We start from the raw sequence: 16,867 nt of genomic DNA, 5'->3' as shown, positions 1-16,867 counted from the left end.
GATCAAGATATAGCTTTAATATCAATACAAATCAAGTATGTTTCACTAAGCTGGCCTTTCTAAGGAGGATTATAGAAGTAGTTGTAAGAAGAAATAAAAAACCTGCTTGGCTAAGTCCTTCTGAGCAGATCATTCTCCTACTAACATGTTTGAATTTTAGTTGAATATTTCTTCACAATTGTGTATAATTATTAATGCTTTCTAGGTTAACTCGTCATGGCTTTTTCTAAATTTCTTGATGCGCGTAATGATTATGCCTTCAAAAGAATATTCGGTACTGAGAAGAATAAAGATATCCTCATTCATTTCCTAAACGATATTTTGGGCTTCACTGGCTTAGCTGCTATTCACGATGTTGAATTCTTAGCTACCATTTTGGATCCTGAGATTGCCGCTAAAAAGCAGAGTATTGTCGATGTTCTTTGTAAAGACTCTCAAGGTTCAAGATATATTATAGAAATGCAGTTCACTAAGACCAAGGGCTTCGAAAAACGTGCTCAATATTATGCTGCCAAAGCCTACTCAAGTCAAGCTGATCAAGGTGATAATTATCATAATCTCAAGGAAATTATCTTTATTGCTGTTGCTGATTGTATTATTTTTCCAGATAAGGCTGATTACAAATCTAATCATGTCATTTTAGATCAAAATAGCTTTGAACATGACTTGAAGGATTTTTACTTCGTATTTATAGAGCTACCAAAATTTACAAAGACAAAAGAAGACCAATTAGAAAATATAGTAGAAAAATGGTGTTATTTTTTCCGATATGCAGCAGAAACAAGCGAAGAGGACCTAGATAAAATAGTTGGTAGTGACGTAATAATAAAACGAGCTTATGAAGAGATGAATAAGTTTAATTGGTCAGAAGAAGAGTTACTAGCATATGAACAAATGAAAAAACGTATAATGGATGAGATTGCTGCTTTCGCTCAAAAATTTGATGAGGGTCTTAAAGTTGGTCAAGAAAAAGGTAGACAAGAAGGCATCCTCATCGGCGAAGAAAAAGGTGAAATGAAAGCTAAAATAGCAGTGGCTAGGGGAATGCTTGCTGATAAAATGGACATTAATACCATTGCCAAATTCACTGGATTATCCATTAATGAAATTAAAAAACTTCAAAAGGATGCTGACCTCCTTCTTAGCTGATTGTCTAATGCTACACTATTTAAGGTAGTTTTTGGTGATCGCATTTCTATGTTTAGAGCATTGAAAAGAGGTGTTACTTCTTTAAAAAAACTTCCAACATCAATTCTAGTCCCTGCAACATTTAAGTGACCATTTTGTGCCGCTACGTGTAGAGGAATATTGCCATTCCTATTTAAGTCTGGCTGTACATTATTTAAACTTTCGCTTTCAGCGTTACTTTGCTGTAGTGTACTATCATAATTTTTGTCAGTACCATCTAAGTCATGTGAAATAGGTGAACATGAGCCTTTTCCTCGTTCTAATGAACTACTGCTATTTTGTTCTAGTGAACTGTAAACGCTTTCTTCATCACCAAAGCTCTTTTCACTAATATCATTTGAAGCAGTGTGTTCTACTTCTTGAAAACTTGGACTATTCGGCTGTGAGTCACTTGTCTCTGGGCTGCTTTCTTGACTACCTGACCGCAAGTTATTCTCCTCTGTATCGCTTTCTTGACCATAGGACGGATGAGGAGTACAGAGTTTACTCCTGTTTTGCTCCAGTAAGTCCCTTATTTCATGAGATAGATTATGGCCATTAAGCAATCCATCTAGTTCTTCCATTAGAGGAAATCTGTCCAGATAAATGAAAAATCTTGCTTGAGTGCAGTTATCAACTAAAGTTTTCAGTATACTAACATTACCTGCAATGGCAGCCGATTCAACGAGGTCTTCAAAATTGTAAAAATCAACTTTAGCACCTTTACTAAACAAAAATTCTGCAATTTCAGTATTATTTTTTTTAATAGCATAAAAGATAGCATTCTTGCCTGAACAAGATTCTTTAATATTAACATCGACTTTACATTCATCGACTAGAAATCTAACTACTTCCTCATCACATTTTTGAGCAGCTTCTAGAAGAGGAGAACAAGAATGCCCTATATGTCCAGGATTTTCACCCTCTCTAATAAGAGCTCTTAACAATTGAATCCTATTTTCTGCACCTTCTTCGATAACACGGCAAATCTTGGTATGCCAGAAGCCTTTTCCTCGTTCTAATGAACTACCGCTATTTTGTTCTGGTGGACTGTAAACACTTTCTCCATCACCAGAGCTTCTCTCACTAATATCATTTGAAGCAGTGTGTTCTACTTCTTGAGAACCTGAGCTACTTGACAGTAAACCACTTATTTCTGAGCCGCTCTCTCGACTTGAGTCCTGTTGTTCATCTGATTCATCATTGCCAACATTTGATTTTATTTTTACTTCTTGTCTAGAACTATCAGATTGTGCAACTTTTTTTACTGGTGGTTTTTGTGTATTTCCATTACTAATACGTGGTCTTTTTTTCGAATACGACGATGTAGGACCTTCACTCTGAGAACATGGGTTATTATCATCTTTCACAGCTTCTGAATGAGAATGCGTCTTTTTAGTAATTAACTCTTTATTACGCTGTTTCTTCCTTCCTTCAACACGGCCTTTTGTTTGTAAATCATCTAAACTATAAACATTCCTCTTTTTAGAACCACTTGCTTGTTTTGCAAGATCAAGATAATACTGGCTTTGTTCTAGATTCTTTATGTATTTTAATAGCTCATGAAAAACTTCCCAACTATCATAGGAAATAGCAATGTCCAGCGCATTCTCATTATCATTGTTTACAAATCTAATATAGTTTTCTTTTTCATCTTCTCCAACGCATTGTAGTAACCTCTCAACAGCTTTTACATTACCACTCATAGCAGCAAAGTGTAGTGGTGTTTCACCTTTATTGTTTTTGCTTTGAACATAACCTTCTTTTGCTTCCGCACCTACAAACTCTAATAATTTATTAATAACTTCTACATTGCTACCCCAAGCAGCAAAATGCAGTGGTGTACATTTATTACTGTTTTCATGCTTAACATACCCTTCTTTATCATTTACATACTCTAATAACTTCTCAACAACTTTTACATTACCACTCCTAGCAGCAAAATGCAGTGGTGTACATTTACTACTGTTTTCATGCTTAACATACCCTTCTTTATCATTTACAAACTCTAATAACCTCTCAACAGCTTTTACATTACCATTTTTAGCAGCAAAATGCAGTGGTGTACATTTCAATCATCATTTTATCGGTGAAAATGGGCTTGAATACATGATAAGTATGATGGCGGTAGATGCTGGATATGCAACACAAGAAGTATACAACTGGGTAAGAGGTCACCAGGGCTCTGGGAGGGTAATGGCAGTGAAAGGTGCAAACAAAGCGCTAGTGCCACTTAGCAGCCCAAGTAGAGTAGATGTAACAGTTAGCGGACAAAAGCTAAAGAGAGGAATGAAGCTGTGGCCAGTTGGAGTATCGATATTAAAGTCCGAGCTTTTTCAGCTACTTAATGTTTTAACAGAAGGGGCGCCGGGGTATTGTCATTTTCCCGAATATCCACCTGAATATTTTAAGCAGCTAACCGCAGAGCAACTAATTACCAAGGTAGTAAAAGGATATACCAAACAAGAGTGGCAAAAGATAAGAGACCGAAATGAAGTACTAGATTGCCGAATTTACGCAAGAGCAGCGTCTATTGCCCTGGGGATTGATCGTTGGCCAGAGAGTAAATGGGAAAGTTTAGCAGGTGAAAAAGCTAAAAAGTCAAAGAGAGTGAGAAGAAGTCAATGGTTGAGTGAGAAAAGTTGATGTACAACCAAGAATATTTAACTCAAGTAGAAGAAGCGATAAAGAAGCTACAGAGCGGAGAGAGAGTAGTATCAATTGCGTACGGCGATCATGTGGTTAGGTATGGGGAAGTTCAGATAAAAGATCTATTGGATTTAAGACAACGAATCAAAGCAGAGTTAAAAGTTGCAGGTGTGAAGCCAAAGAGAAAGATTGTTATTTCAACGAGTAAGGGGATTGACAAAATTGTGTAAAAATGTTATAGTCTATAGTTGATGTTTTCTGGTTAATCATATGGCTCAAAGTCAAAAAAAGCTCAATATTAATGTAAGTTTCGAGGGTGAATTTGCTCAGTATCTTACAGAGGTCGCAAAAGCATGGAATAAAACTATACCAGAAGTTTTAGTGTGTCTTGTGAAAGAAGAATTTGAAGCAGAGAAAGAGATGGCTGAAATTATAAAAGAACGTGATGTGCCAGATGCAAAGACGGTCAGAAGTGAGGATGTCGATTGGGATAAAATATTATCTGCAAAGACAATTAAAGATGAGTGAAATACAATATTATCTATTCAGAAAAGGTTCTTGAGAGAGATTTCCTTACTTTACCACCAACAATAAGATCAAGAATTAGAAGAGCTATAGACGAGCGGCTTACAATTGATCCAATTAATCTTGGTAAACCATTAAGTGGTAGATTAGTAGGAAGTAAAAGATTAAGAGTAGGCGATTATCGGATTATTTATAAAGTAGATAAATTAGAGAACACAGTAATCATCACAGAAATAGGACACAGAAGTACCATTTATTAAGAGGTAAAGGGAGTGTTAAATAAACTGTGTCAAACCGAAAAAAAAGTAATAAATTGATATAAAAAAATGGAGGTTTGACAATGAGTCAGAAAGTAGTAAACAGAACTACCGGTTTGGTAGATTATAAAGAATTAGAAACAAATATCCTGTCGTCTATACGAGAAGGAAGACCGTTGACAGGAAGAGATGGAGCATTAACACCGTTTATAAAAAAGTTGCTGGAGGTAAGCCTGGAAGGTGAAATAGAAAACCACTTGTCGGCTGAAAGCGAAGAGAATAATCGAAGAAATGGGAGGAATGCAAAGACTTTACGTACAAGCGCAGGGTCATTTGAGCTTTTGACGCCAAGAGATAGGGAAGGAAGTTTCGAACCACAAATAGTCAAAAAAAGGCAAACAAACTTACATCCAGAGCTTGAAACGAAGATTTTGAGCACATTTGCCAGTGGTATGGGCTATAGAGATATAGTGTCACATGTTGAGGAAATTTATGATCACAAAATATCGGTGGCAGAGATATCAAGTATTACTGACAAATTGCTACCAGTAATCAACGAATGGCGTAGTCGCCCGCTGCAGTATGTATATCCGATAGTTTTCATGGTTTTTTAAAGTCAAAGAGGACGGGCATTGCGTAAGTAAATGCATGTATAACATATTAGGCATAGATCAAAATGGCAAAAAAGAAGTATTAGGTTTTTATTTGGCTGAAAGTGAAGGAGCTAACTTCTGGTTGGGAGTGCTAAATGACCTCAAAGAAAGAGGAGATACCGTCTTGTTAGTCAACAAAAAAATTATAAAAATTTCCCAAGTTGCATCATAAAATCAAAAAATACTTCCAATTGTGTAACAGTACACAGATTATAGTTAGTGGATATGTTGATAAGTAAACTTCATCTGTTTTGTGCGTATAAAACTAATTTACTTATCAACATATCCACTAACCAACAACATTCAATAAATTTGTGTAAGATACCACTTTACATAAGATAGATAGGAAGCATTTTTGATTTTAAAGTACTAAACCTTCAGTCAACCTCCTAGCCCTGTAGTTTTTGATATGGTTAGGATCAAAAGCACTTTTGGATGTCAGAATACCGAAAATGATATGGAGTAGCTTACGCATTGCAGCACCAACGATGGCCATATTATGCTTACCCTTTTCCTTTAATCTTTGGCAAAAGCTCATAATGATAGGATTGTGATTCTTAGCTACTATGGCAGGAAAGAAAAGTGCCTTACGTAATGTTTGTGAACCGGATTTACTTAATCTGGGTTTGGCATATACAGAGGAACCTGACGTCATATTTCGTGGTATAACTCCTGTATATGCTGCCAATTGCCTGGCATCTCTAAAAACCTCTATATCAGAAACTTCAGCTAAAATAGCTATTGCTGATTCTTCTTGTATCTTGTCAAAAGCATCTAATGTTTTAAGCTTAAGCATTAGGTGGAGAAGGGAGGAACTCTGTGCTTCTTCTTAGATATAAAATCTGTAGAGGAGATAAGAATTCCCTTCTCAAAAGTATAGGCTGGACGGTATCGTAGAAAGACCTGAATGGTTCTAATTCTGTATTCACAAGACTAGCCTTACTTTTCATTTTTAATGGTAACGTATGGGGTTATATATGATCAACAACTTTTTGGGCATAGATATATCAAAAGATCGCTTTGATGTTTTTCTCTCATTTATAAGCAAAAAAGGAAAGCGTGAAACTAGAAAAAGAAGCTTTAAGAACGATGGTTTCAAAGTCTACTGAATTTTCTACACAAACATAATGTAGAAAAAGTAAAAACCTGCATGGAATCTACTGGTTGTTATAGCGAAGCACTGGCTGAATTTCTACACAATGCTGGACATTTTGTAAGTGTTGTAAATCCTTATTGCATAAAATCTTATGCAAGGAGTAAGCTGATACGACAAAAGAATGATCAGACCGATGCAGAAGTTATTGCTGATTATTGCCAAAGACAGGAACCTTCTAGTTGGACACCACCTTCTCCTGAAATGAAAAAATTAAAACATCTTTATCGTTGCTCAGTTGCGTTAAAAGATGAGTTAACATTAGTAAATAACCACTTAGAAAAAAAGAGAGACTGCCTAAAGAAGTTGCAAATGCTTGGGAAGACCTTGCAATGAATATAGCTCAAAAAATAGAAACAATAAAAAACTCCGTACGTGAACTATTAAATCAACACAAAGAATTGTTGGAAAATTTTCAACTTCTATTGACTATTCCAGGCATAGGAGAAGAATCAGCAATAGCTATTTTAGCTGAAGTTTCTGATATAGAGGTTTTTAGAGATGCCAGGCAATTGGCAGCATATACAGGAGTTATACCACGAAATATGACGTCAGGTTCCTCTGTATATGCCAAACCCAGATTAAGTAAATCCGGTTCACAAACATTACGTAAGGCACTTTTCTTTCCTGCCATAGTAGCTAAGAATCACAATCCTATCATTATGAGCTTTTGCCAAAGATTAAAGGAAAAGGGTAAGCATAATATGGCCATCGTTGGTGCTGCAATGCGTAAGCTACTCCATATCATTTTCGGTATTCTGACATCCAAAAGTGCTTTTGATCCTAACCATATCAAAAACTACAGGGCTAGGAGGTTGACTGAAGGTTTAGTACTTTAAAATCAAAAATGCTTCCTATCTATCTTATGTAAAGTGGTATCTTACACAAATTTATTGAATGTTGTTGGTTAGTGGATATGTTGATAAGTAAATTAGTTTTATACGCACAAAACAGATGAAGTTTACTTATCAACATATCCACTAACTATAATCTGTGTACTGTTACACAATTGGAAGTATTTTTTGATTTTATGATGCAACTTGGGAAATTTTTATAATTTTTTTGTTGACTAACAAGACGGTATCTCCTCTTTCTTTGAGGTCATTTAGCACTCCCAACCAGAAGTTAGCTCCTTCACTTTCAGCCAAATAAAAACCTAATACTTCTTTTTGCCATTTTGATCTATGCCTAATATGTTATACATGCATTTACTTACGCAATGCCCGTCCTCTTTGACTTTAAAAAACCATGAAAACTATCGGATATACAGACTGCAGCGGGCGACTACGCCATTCGTTGATTACTGGTAGCAATTTGTCAGTAATACTTGATATCTCTGCCACCGATATTTTGTGATCATAAATTTCCTCAACATGTGACACTATATCTCTATAGCCCATACCACTGGCAAATGTGCTCAAAATCTTCGTTTCAAGCTCTGGATGTAAGTTTGTTTGCCTTTTTTTGACTATTTGTGGTTCGAAACTTCCTTCCCTATCTCTTGGCGTCAAAAGCTCAAATGACCCTGCGCTTGTACGTAAAGTCTTTGCATTCCTCCCATTTCTTCGATTATTCTCTTCGCTTTCAGCCGACAAGTGGTTTTCTATTTCACCTTCCAGGCTTACCTCCAGCAACTTTTTTATAAACGGTGTTAATGCTCCATCTCTTCCTGTCAACGGTCTTCCTTCTCGTATAGACGACAGGATATTTGTTTCTAATTCTTTATAATCTACCAAACCGGTAGTTCTGTTTACTACTTTCTGACTCATTGTCAAACCTCCATTTTTTTATATCAATTTATTACTTTTTTTCGGTTTGACACAGTTTATTTAACACTCCCTTCACTAAGGTTATCTTGAATGTTCTAACTTGTATTTTTCTATGGAAGGCATTTTTATTGAGTGAGCAAGTGTCTTTCTAATATTGAATTCCTCATTTTTTTCATTTCGTTGCAGTAAGTTAATGTTATTTATTTTATTTACTAAATCTTTCCCTTTCTCCAGAGTCTTTAAATCACTTTCGTTAATGTGATGTTCATTGTAAAATTCTGCAACAATTTCTTTTCTTTTCGGGTGAGTATTTAAAAATTCCGACACCTGATGTTTAGCAACAGCTTGAATAAATTTCTTATTAAATCTTGAATCGTTATATAGATTTTCCAAACTTTTGTCATAATGTTTTGCTTCGTTTATAGTGAGTTTTATTATCTCTTCTATACCACTTAGAAGTTCCCTATACAATTTGTCATATCTATTGCCTGACACATGTGTAGCGAATGTTTGTTCAATGTATTTTGTTATGTAATTTTGCAGTGTGTTGTCTATTGTGCTTATGTTCATCAATCTACCTCAATGTTATATTAACTATTTTACATGTAGAAAGGTTAATATTGAGTTAATAGGGTACTTCTGAAGTCAAATTTTACTGAAAATTATAGTATTTAATATATAATTGTTAGCATGAAATAAAAACATAAATAAAATGGATCTTGTAACAAAAGTGAAGCTCAAGATAAAGATGAATAAGGGCAAAATCATAAATATACTTGTCATTTGTGGTGTAATTTTTTTCATATACCTTATTCATGAGCCAGTTGTAGATATGGTAGAAAAAATTATAAGTAAAATAAAAGGTCTCTTTTAAAAATAGAAAAAGTGAACTTTTTCCATCATCCAAACTTGAACCTGGAAAATTTAGTTAATGCATAAACTACTTATGTTGGCTATGAGTTCAACTGTATAAAATTCCGGTAAATTAAAATAAGTATTCATAAAAATATTGTTTTCTATAAACAGAGTATCTATAATACTAGCTTTGGGGTAAAGTACTGCAGAGGAATTTTTTAATCTGGTTGTTGGCGTCACTGTTTTATGCGTACCAATATATATTACGCGTAATTCCAAACATAATTGCGCCTGGATTGATAACAAAATTTAACATAAGTATTACAGATGTTGGCCAGTTTGGTGGGTTATACTATGTAGGCTATACGCTAGCTCATATACCTGTTGGTCTTTTCCTTGATAGATTTGGGCCAAAATTTGTTTTGCCTGCTTGTATTGTTTTAACATTTACCGGAACATTACCGCTTATATGTTTTGATGAGTGGTATTATTCAATACTTGGCAGAATAGTCGTTGGAATTGGGTCGTCCGCTTCAGCAATTGGGCTTTTTAAAGTTGCAAGCATGTATTTTGCGCAAGAAAAATCAGCAAGAATGGCTAGTTTATCCATAATTATAGGAACTTTGGGGGGATATGTGGCGGATTACCGTTAGACTTCTTACTCAATAAATTTGGCTGGAATTATGTTATCTATACCTTCTCAGCATTCGGGTGTTTACTTGCTCTGTTACTGTTCTTAGTAACGCCTGAAAGCAATGCTCAACAGGAAAAAGTTAGCATTAGAGACTTGAAAAACATACTTTTCAACAAGCATATTATTCTAATTAGCTTTTTTGGTGGACTCATGGTCGGTCCAATGCAAGGTTTTGCTGATGGTTGGGCGAAAGCATTCTTTTTTGAAGTATATGAAATGAATGAAGGCTTGGCATCTTCTCTCTCTTCCGTAATATTGATAGGAATGTTAACAGGATCATTCTCTTTGGCTTATTTATTGGAAAAGTATAAAAATAAGCATTATGAAGTAATAATTTCATGCTCATTTGCAATGATCGCCGGTTTTCTATTACTTTTTACTCAGATTAGTGGCTTGTATGTTGTATTACCTACGCTTTTTATTATCGGCTTTGCATCTGGATATCAAGTAGTTACAATTTATAAAGCACTAAGTTATGTAAATAATAACTTAGTAGGCTTAGCTACAGCTGTGTCAAACATGATAGTCATGGGTTTTGGCTATTTTTTTCACACTGGAATCGCAAAAATAATAAATTTGTGTTGGGATAGAACAGTAATACAAGGAAATCCTGTGTATAGTGCTGAATTGCTGATAAAAGCAACATCTATTATTCCTGTATGTTTGCTAATAGCTGTTTTTGGGCTCTTATGGTTAAAAAAGCAGGATAAGTAGTCTTAAAATTGCTTGTGCATCTTAAAATTAAAGCGAGGTTTGATCTATGATGAGTGTTTTAAAAAAAATCTGTGGCTCTAAAAATAGTTTAAAGTCTTTTGATAACGAGGTTTATCAGTTTATAGAAAAAGAGTTACAACGTCAAAAGTCACAATTGCAATTAATTGCATCAGAGAATTTTGCAAGTAAAGCAGTAATGGAAGCACAAGGCTCTTTTCTGACTAATAAATATGCAGAAGGCTATCCAGGCAAAAGGTATTACTGTGGTTGTGAGCATGTGGACAAAGTTGAAAGTCTAGCTATAGAAAGACTTTGTAAGCTGTTCGGTGTTAAATTTGCAAACGTTCAACCTCACTCTGGTTCTCAGGCAAATCAGGCGGTATTTGCTTCACTGCTTACTCCAGGCGATACAATACTTGGATTATCACTGAGTTGCGGTGGACATCTAACTCATGGTGCGGCACCAAGCTTTTCTGGTAAATGGTTTAAGTCAATTCAGTATACAGTTAACAAAGACACTTATCTGCTCAATATGGATGAGATAGAAAAGCTGGCGCTGGAGCATAAACCAAAATTGATCATAGCTGGTGCTTCTGCTTATCCGAGAAAAATGGACTTCAAACGCTTTCGCGAAATTGCAGATAAAGTTGGTGCTTATTTGCTTGCAGACATTGCTCACTATGCAGGGCTTATTGCAGCGGGCGAATATCCATCTCCTGCTGAATATGCACATGTTATGACTTCCACGACTCACAAAACTTTGCGTGGTCCTCGTGGTGGAATAGTGATGACCAATGATGAAATATTACACAAAAAAATTCAATCTGCAGTTTTTCCAGGATTGCAGGGCGGGCCACTTATGCATGTAATAGCTGCAAAAGCTGTTGCATTTAAAGAAGCATTAGCGCCAGAGTTTAAGACTTATAGCAAGAAAATCGTGGAAAATGCGAAAGTACTAGCTCAAGAATTGCAAAAGCATGGACTCGACATTATAACCGGTGGCACTGACTCTCATATAGTGCTAGTTGACTTAAGATCGCAGAAATTAACTGGAAAAGACGTTGTAGATAGCCTTGAGAGGGCTGGCATTACCTGCAATAAAAACTCTGTACCATTTGATACAGAAAAGCCAACCATCACTTCAGGGCTCCGTTTTGGCACCGCTGCTGAGACAACACGCGGACTTGAGGCAGAAAATTTTAAAGAGATAGCCAGCCTAGTAAATGAAGTGGTTCAGGGATTAATCAGCGGAAATAGCTCAAGTGTCGAAAAAGCAGTAAAAACTAAAGTTGAAAAGATTTGTAGTAATTTTCCTATTTATTAATTTATGTGGTGTCATCCAAGTAGCTGGTAGAAACGAAAAAACTTACTTGACAAACTCCGCCAGCCCCCTTATTATGCTTACTATTACCCACAAATATAAATGTTTGTTGCATAGCTCTTAATGGCATAACTTTTGCTTGAAATAACTGTTTATATGGTGCAATTTACAGCTTTTAGTTGCTAAAATTATAACTCTTAGTTTAATAATTTTAATCCAATAAGCTTTCAGGTTAATAAAATTAAATTATTTGAGTAAATACAATACTATGTTTTTATTTGTGGGTAATAGTAAGCTTATTATGACGATAAGGGTATTTATGACTCAAAACTTGTTTTTGACCTGCAGGCTCAATGACAAAATTCAGTAAAAAACTCAGGGTATTTTTTGGCGGATTACATAAAATTATAGCGGCTGCATGTCTTTTAAATTTTTTCTACATTCAGCCAAACCGCGCTTATTTTAAGCGTTAGCACATTATTACAGCGCCACTTACAGTAATATAGAGTCAAAACTCGCACCACGGGAGTTCTTTGCCTTTTTTTTCATTTGGTAAATTTCTTAATGTTTATAGCTAAAAGAGCCCAAGAGAGGTGTCATCCCGCTGCTTGTTAGCGGGATCTATGTTAAGAGATACCGCGAATGAATCGCGGTATGACGTAGGACTGCTGTCATCCCAGTGCCCAGACACTGGGATCCAGTTTTCCATATAATCTCATCGAAAATGTTGTAACCACTTTCTATGCTAGTTTGCTTGCTTACAAGCAAACTTTTCTGGATCCCAGTGTCGGGGCACTGGGATGACACCATTCTTTTTCCTGGATCCAAGTAGTCTGGGCACTGGGATGACAAAAAAAGGGGCTACTTGGATGACACCCTGACAATCGTCATCCCGCTGCTTGTTAGCGGGATCTATGTGAGATACCGCGGCGGTATGACGGTTAATTATTCCGCGCGGGATGACAAGAAAGGAGCAGCAGGATGACACCTCACCATGTCATTCCAGCGCGTGGCACACATCTGTACGAACATTGTTATAATAAGAGTTCATGAAAGATGTCATCTGGAATCTTGTTCCAATGTTAAACAACACAAAGTTGAAAAAGTAGAGCAAGAATTACTTACAATTCAATAATTCTCCAAAATCAATTATGTTTGAAAAGTAATCACTATCTATAACGTCATCACTCACACCGTTAACGTGAATAAGGACTGGACGACATGAAAAGCCTTTTGGACGCTTTAGTGTATCTATTTTCTTTTGTACTTCTTGTATTATTGAATGACCGATTTTATTTTTTGAAAATTTGATTTCGCAAATGTAGAGAGTGTTAAACCTTGTTTGAATCATGTAATCAATTTGACAACCAGCACCTGTCTTCCTCTGAAAAAATGGATTTTCGCTTACTATTCCATCAATTCTCAAGATATTATGTATGCTCTTTCTATTGTTAAGCACCAAATTTTCAAACTGAAGTCCAATAATTGTATGCCACTCTGGTAGAGATGTAAGTAACCCTATAGAGTAGGTGTCGCGATTAATTTTTCCTAGATTTTTTTCAATATATTTTAGATAAAACCTTAAATAATTATCTTGAAGTCTGTACTTCCTGAGTCGTGAATCAGTACCCGTTTTTATATCCCAAGTGTGATCCTTTGCAATAAAACCGGCAAGCTCGAGCTCATATAGATACTCAGAAATGCGTCCGTGTCTTGCAATGTTTAAAGCAGTACAAATTTCTTCCTGTTCTTTAGCTCCAGTAGAAAGAGCTCTCACTACTTGCTTATAAAAAGCTGTTTTTCGCATGAATAGATCTGAAAATATTTGGTCAAACTCCTCAACTAAAAACCCACCTTTTGTAAAACAAAGCTTTTTAATATTTTCTTCAGTACCATGTTTAAAATTTACCTCTTCTAAATATTTTGGAATTCCACCGGTTACTGCAAGCACCTTAAACTTTTCGTATGCTGAAATATTTTTTGGCCAAAATTCATTGCAATCAGAAAGTGATAACTCCCCGAGTGTTAAAGTCAACGATATTCTTCCTACAAAACCAGTACTACTAAGTATATTTTTTTCAATCCAGGATGAAGCTGATCCACAGACAACAAAAATTAGCTTGTTATTATTTTTTAGCTGTGTATCCCAAAAATTCTTTATTTTGCCTAAAAAAGTTGGATCTTTTGAGCCCATCCAAGAAATTTCATCAAGGAGCAATAATATTTTGCCAGATAGTAAACGTTCACCAACTGCCCATAGTAAGTCACTCCAGTCGTCATATCTAGCAAAAGATGTATTAAATTGTCTAGCAACTTGTCTAGAAAATTCATTAAGTTGGTGGGATGTTGTAGTATGCTTTTCTGGTGGCAAACCTGCAAATGAGTAATGTTGTTCGAAATGTTTACCAAACTCTTGAATTAAACGACTTTTTCCTATACGACGCCTTCCTTTGACTACTACAAAAGATGCAGTGTTTTTTTCCGTAAGCTCCAGCAGTTGCTTCAACTCGGTTTGCCTACCAATAAATGATGGAGACATAAAATACAAAATATAAATCTTTGTCTCCATTATACACAATGAAATTGGAGACGTAAATAAGTAAATTTCGATCTTTGTCTCTATAGTGCTATAGCTAAACTGACTTACGACAATTTGAAAAACCGTCATTCCGCTACGTGTTAGCGGAATCTATGCTGGGATACCGCGAATGAATCGCGGTATGACGGTTCGCGGTGGTATAGTAACTCGTCATTCCGCTACGTGTTAGCGCCGCGGCGGTATAGCTATAAATTGTTGATATCTTTTTTATATCACATTTTTAACTTACAATAGTTAGCCAGCGTTTCTTACATTAACCAAATCTTTCGAATTCTGCACTCACCACTACCTATAACTCACTTTCACGCAATATTGATCGTTCTTAAAAAGCAATCTAACATTTTTTATTCCTTGATTGCGAAGCTTTGATGCAGCTGATTTAGCAGCCTGAGCACTTTTAAAAAATGCAACATATCCCTTACTTTCTGCACTGTCTTGTTTCGGGTGACGTTTCTGCATTTCTTTTTCATATTGCTTTCTGTAATGAGGAGTATTTTGTATCAATTGTTCTGACATCTTTCTTAGGTATTGGACTTTTACCTTTGCAAGCCCTACTTTATGAAATCCTAAGACTTGAGCTGCTTTTTCTGATAAGTCTATTATTCTGCCTTCAATAAAAGGCCCTCTATCGTTAATCCTTACAACAAGCTTTCTTCCATTTTCTAAATTAGTGACAAGAGCAAAGCAGGGTAGGGGCAAAGTCTTATGCGCTGCAGAGATCAAGTGACGGTTAAACACTTCACCATTTGCTGTAAGCGTGCCATGATCTTCTATTCCATACCACGACGCTATCCCTATCTCTTCATAGTGTTTACAGTTTTTTGGATAATAAGTTATACCATTTATTGTGTAGCTGCAGCCAATTTTATAATGACCTGCAGTGCAATTAAACCTGTTGCTAAAACTGCAACTACTTATCAAAACAAATATTAGACATAGGAAGGCTAGGTTTTTTATCATTGTATTCGGTAAGAGGGTTCGATACTATGAGGATTTTAAATTATACTATAATAAATTTAGTAATGAGTAAACATCTACTGCTAAATATTAACAAAACTCAAAAAAGAATAATACATATAATTGGTATAGGTGGAATCGGAATGAGTGCCATTGCTGAAATTCTTCACAATTCCAATTACAAAGTTCAAGGCAGTGATGCACAATCAAACAACAATGTAGATAGATTACAAAGGCTGGGCATAGAGGTTTTTATTGGTCACAATGCTAATAATATAAGCCAAGCTCAAATAGTTGTACATTCTTCTGCGATAGAATCTGATAATGTGGAGTTAGTAACAGCGAGAAATAACAATAAAACCATTTTGCATAGATCAGACATACTTGCTGAAATTATGAAAGATAAATATGTGATAGCAGTTTCAGGTTCAAGTGGAAAGACGACAACAACGGCTATGATTGCTTCTATTTTTGATCATTCTGGCATTGATGCGACTGTAATTGTAGGAGGAATACTAAATTCGTATCAGAGTAATTCAAGACTTGGAAAGAGTGACATTTTTTTAATCGAAGCTGATGAGTCTGATGGAACCATGCTAAAAATTCCTGCAAATATTGCTGTCATAACGAGTATTAACGACGATCATATGGATCATTATGGTACATTCGACGATATTAAAAATGCGTTTTCTCAGTTTATAAGCAAAGCAGGTTTTGCAGTTTTGCCTGATTCTGTAGGCATTAATTATGATGCGAGTAATTCTATAACGTTTGGGTTTGAGAATGGTAGCATAAGAGCCAGCAACATTAAACAGCATGCTAACAGCATAGAATTTGACGTGTTGAACAACTGGATTCCAGCATCAGCTACTTGCATGACAAAAAAGCAGGTGTCATCCCATCACCTTCTGTCATCCCATCACCCTCTGTCATCCCAGTGCGTGACACTGGGATCCAGCCCTTTAAAAAACATAGTACTATCAAACGCAATAGGTATTCACAAAATGAGTAACGCCTTGGCTGCAATATCAGTTGCGATAAAGCTCGGGATTAGCAATGCAGAGATTAAAAAAGGCCTTTTGGAATTTCAAGGAGTAGCAAGAAGATTCTCTTTGATTGCCAATATTAAAGGTGTTAAGTTAATTGAGGATTATGCCCATCATCCAAATGAAATATATGCAACTTTAACGGCTGCACGTTCGATTACTAAAGGAAAAGTAATAGGAATTATCGAACCACTTCGTTTTGCTCGCGTTCGTAATTTTTTTGGTGAATTCATAAGGATCTTTATGATGTTTGACTATGTAATCCTTACTCCTATTCATCCCCCAGAAGACAAGCCTATTCCTGGTTGTGGGATTGATGATATACAAAAAGCTTTAATCAGTAATGGGTTTAATGATGTAAAGATTATGAATGATGCTCTACTCATTTCACATTTTATTAGTGATTCGACAAGTCCAGGTGATATAGTATTATTTATTGGTGCTGGTAGTAATATAGCTAAATTGGCAAAGGAAACTGCAGCACTTATTGCGGAAGTTAAGGTTTAAT

General features: G+C 35.7%; 11 protein-coding genes and 6 pseudogenes. 10 read left to right on the top strand and 7 right to left on the bottom strand.

The annotated features are described in order from the left end of the window. Positions 1-216: 216 nt before the first annotated feature. Complete coding sequence (locus tag NMD99_RS04095; RefSeq protein WP_309165574.1) at positions 217-1,149, top strand: Rpn family recombination-promoting nuclease/putative transposase; 933 nt, start codon at positions 217-219, stop codon at positions 1,147-1,149. Here the strand turns inward: NMD99_RS04095 and NMD99_RS04090 are convergent. Further along, positions 1,119-3,242: an ankyrin repeat domain-containing protein gene (locus tag NMD99_RS04090; RefSeq protein WP_309165572.1), complete on the bottom strand. Its 2,124-nt coding sequence runs from the start codon at positions 3,240-3,242 to the stop codon at positions 1,119-1,121. The genes NMD99_RS04095 and NMD99_RS04090 overlap by 31 nt on opposite strands. Here NMD99_RS04090 and NMD99_RS04085 point away from each other — a divergent pair. From NMD99_RS04085 to NMD99_RS04065, 5 genes and pseudogenes are all read left to right on the top strand, one after another. Then, a pseudogene (locus NMD99_RS04085) lies at positions 3,241-3,813 on the top strand (terminase gpA endonuclease subunit); the annotation flags it as partial. The gene NMD99_RS04090 and the pseudogene NMD99_RS04085 sit on opposite strands and share 2 nt — an antisense overlap. Beyond that, complete coding sequence (locus NMD99_RS04080) at positions 3,813-4,046, top strand: gpW family protein (RefSeq protein WP_265017265.1); 234 nt, start codon at positions 3,813-3,815, stop codon at positions 4,044-4,046. The pseudogene NMD99_RS04085 and the gene NMD99_RS04080, both read left to right, overlap by 1 nt. Before the next feature lie 40 nt (positions 4,047-4,086). Next, the gene (locus NMD99_RS04075; RefSeq protein WP_264688165.1) at positions 4,087-4,344 is read left to right on the top strand and encodes a hypothetical protein; all 258 of its coding nucleotides are present in this window, start codon (positions 4,087-4,089) and stop codon (positions 4,342-4,344) included. Then, entirely contained in the window at positions 4,341-4,601 is a 261-nt protein-coding gene (locus NMD99_RS04070; RefSeq protein ID WP_253303276.1) for a type II toxin-antitoxin system RelE family toxin, read from the top strand. The genes NMD99_RS04075 and NMD99_RS04070 overlap by 4 nt, the downstream gene beginning before the upstream one ends. An 80-nt stretch (positions 4,602-4,681) precedes the next feature. After that, positions 4,682-5,384 (top strand): annotated as a pseudogene (locus NMD99_RS04065) (IS256 family transposase); the annotation flags it as partial. Between the two features lie 228 nt (positions 5,385-5,612). Here the strand turns inward: NMD99_RS04065 and NMD99_RS04060 are convergent. Beyond that, positions 5,613-6,011, bottom strand: a pseudogene (locus tag NMD99_RS04060) (transposase); the annotation flags it as partial. A 217-nt stretch (positions 6,012-6,228) separates the two neighbouring features. Between NMD99_RS04060 and NMD99_RS04055 the strand changes: the two are divergent. Continuing rightward, positions 6,229-7,243: pseudogene (locus NMD99_RS04055) on the top strand (IS110 family RNA-guided transposase). Positions 7,244-7,471: 228 nt separating this feature from the next. On the opposite strand, the pseudogene NMD99_RS04050 reads toward NMD99_RS04055, so the two are convergent. Together NMD99_RS04050 and NMD99_RS04045 are read right to left on the bottom strand one after the other, a co-directional pair. Next, positions 7,472-8,173, bottom strand: a pseudogene (locus tag NMD99_RS04050) (IS256 family transposase); the annotation flags it as partial. Positions 8,174-8,254: 81 nt separating this feature from the next. Further along, positions 8,255-8,743, bottom strand: a complete 489-nt coding sequence (locus NMD99_RS04045; RefSeq protein ID WP_253309502.1) for a hypothetical protein — start codon at positions 8,741-8,743, stop codon at positions 8,255-8,257. Positions 8,744-9,231: 488 nt separating this feature from the next. Between NMD99_RS04045 and NMD99_RS04040 the strand changes: the two are divergent. Both NMD99_RS04040 and glyA read left to right on the top strand, forming a co-directional pair. After that, positions 9,232-10,436: pseudogene (locus NMD99_RS04040) on the top strand (MFS transporter). A gap of 46 nt (positions 10,437-10,482) precedes the next feature. Continuing rightward, on the top strand, positions 10,483-11,760 hold the full coding sequence (glyA, locus tag NMD99_RS04035; RefSeq protein ID WP_264688225.1) for a serine hydroxymethyltransferase: 1,278 nt from the start codon (positions 10,483-10,485) through the stop codon (positions 11,758-11,760). A gap of 618 nt (positions 11,761-12,378) precedes the next feature. Here glyA and NMD99_RS04030 read toward each other — a convergent pair. From NMD99_RS04030 to NMD99_RS04020, 3 genes are all read right to left on the bottom strand, one after another. Continuing rightward, positions 12,379-12,609 carry a hypothetical protein gene (locus NMD99_RS04030; RefSeq protein WP_264688224.1) on the bottom strand — a complete coding sequence of 77 codons (231 nt, stop codon included), beginning with the start codon at positions 12,607-12,609 and terminating at the stop codon, positions 12,379-12,381. A 265-nt stretch (positions 12,610-12,874) separates the two neighbouring features. Beyond that, complete coding sequence (locus NMD99_RS04025; protein ID WP_309165569.1) at positions 12,875-14,425, bottom strand: AAA family ATPase; 1,551 nt, start codon at positions 14,423-14,425, stop codon at positions 12,875-12,877. A 216-nt stretch (positions 14,426-14,641) separates the two neighbouring features. After that, the gene (locus NMD99_RS04020) at positions 14,642-15,316 is read right to left on the bottom strand and encodes a septal ring lytic transglycosylase RlpA family protein (RefSeq protein ID WP_253309498.1); all 675 of its coding nucleotides are present in this window, start codon (positions 15,314-15,316) and stop codon (positions 14,642-14,644) included. A gap of 26 nt (positions 15,317-15,342) precedes the next feature. Here NMD99_RS04020 and murC point away from each other — a divergent pair, with 26 nt between their 5' ends. Then, positions 15,343-16,866, top strand: coding sequence for a UDP-N-acetylmuramate--L-alanine ligase (gene murC, locus NMD99_RS04015; RefSeq protein ID WP_265016471.1), 1,524 nt, complete (start codon positions 15,343-15,345; stop codon positions 16,864-16,866). Position 16,867: the final 1 nt, after the last annotated feature.

Origin of the sequence: Wolbachia endosymbiont of Listronotus oregonensis, assembly GCF_031205055.1 — a bacterium.
GTDB lineage: Bacteria > Pseudomonadota > Alphaproteobacteria > Rickettsiales > Anaplasmataceae > Wolbachia.
This window is presented reverse-complemented; position numbering and strand designations above follow the sequence as displayed.

Coding starts and splice junctions, on each gene's coding strand:
- NMD99_RS04095 (WP_309165574.1), top strand. CDS start 217: ATGGCTTTTTCTAAATTTCTTGATGCGCGTAATGATTATGCCTTCAAA.
- NMD99_RS04080 (WP_265017265.1), top strand. CDS start 3,813: ATGTACAACCAAGAATATTTAACTCAAGTAGAAGAAGCGATAAAGAAG.
- NMD99_RS04075 (WP_264688165.1), top strand. CDS start 4,087: ATGGCTCAAAGTCAAAAAAAGCTCAATATTAATGTAAGTTTCGAGGGT.
- NMD99_RS04045 (WP_253309502.1), bottom strand. CDS start 8,743: ATGAACATAAGCACAATAGACAACACACTGCAAAATTACATAACAAAA.
- glyA (WP_264688225.1), top strand. CDS start 10,483: ATGATGAGTGTTTTAAAAAAAATCTGTGGCTCTAAAAATAGTTTAAAG.
- NMD99_RS04025 (WP_309165569.1), bottom strand. CDS start 14,425: ATGACGGTTTTTCAAATTGTCGTAAGTCAGTTTAGCTATAGCACTATA.
- NMD99_RS04020 (WP_253309498.1), bottom strand. CDS start 15,316: ATGATAAAAAACCTAGCCTTCCTATGTCTAATATTTGTTTTGATAAGT.
- murC (WP_265016471.1), top strand. CDS start 15,343: ATGAGGATTTTAAATTATACTATAATAAATTTAGTAATGAGTAAACAT.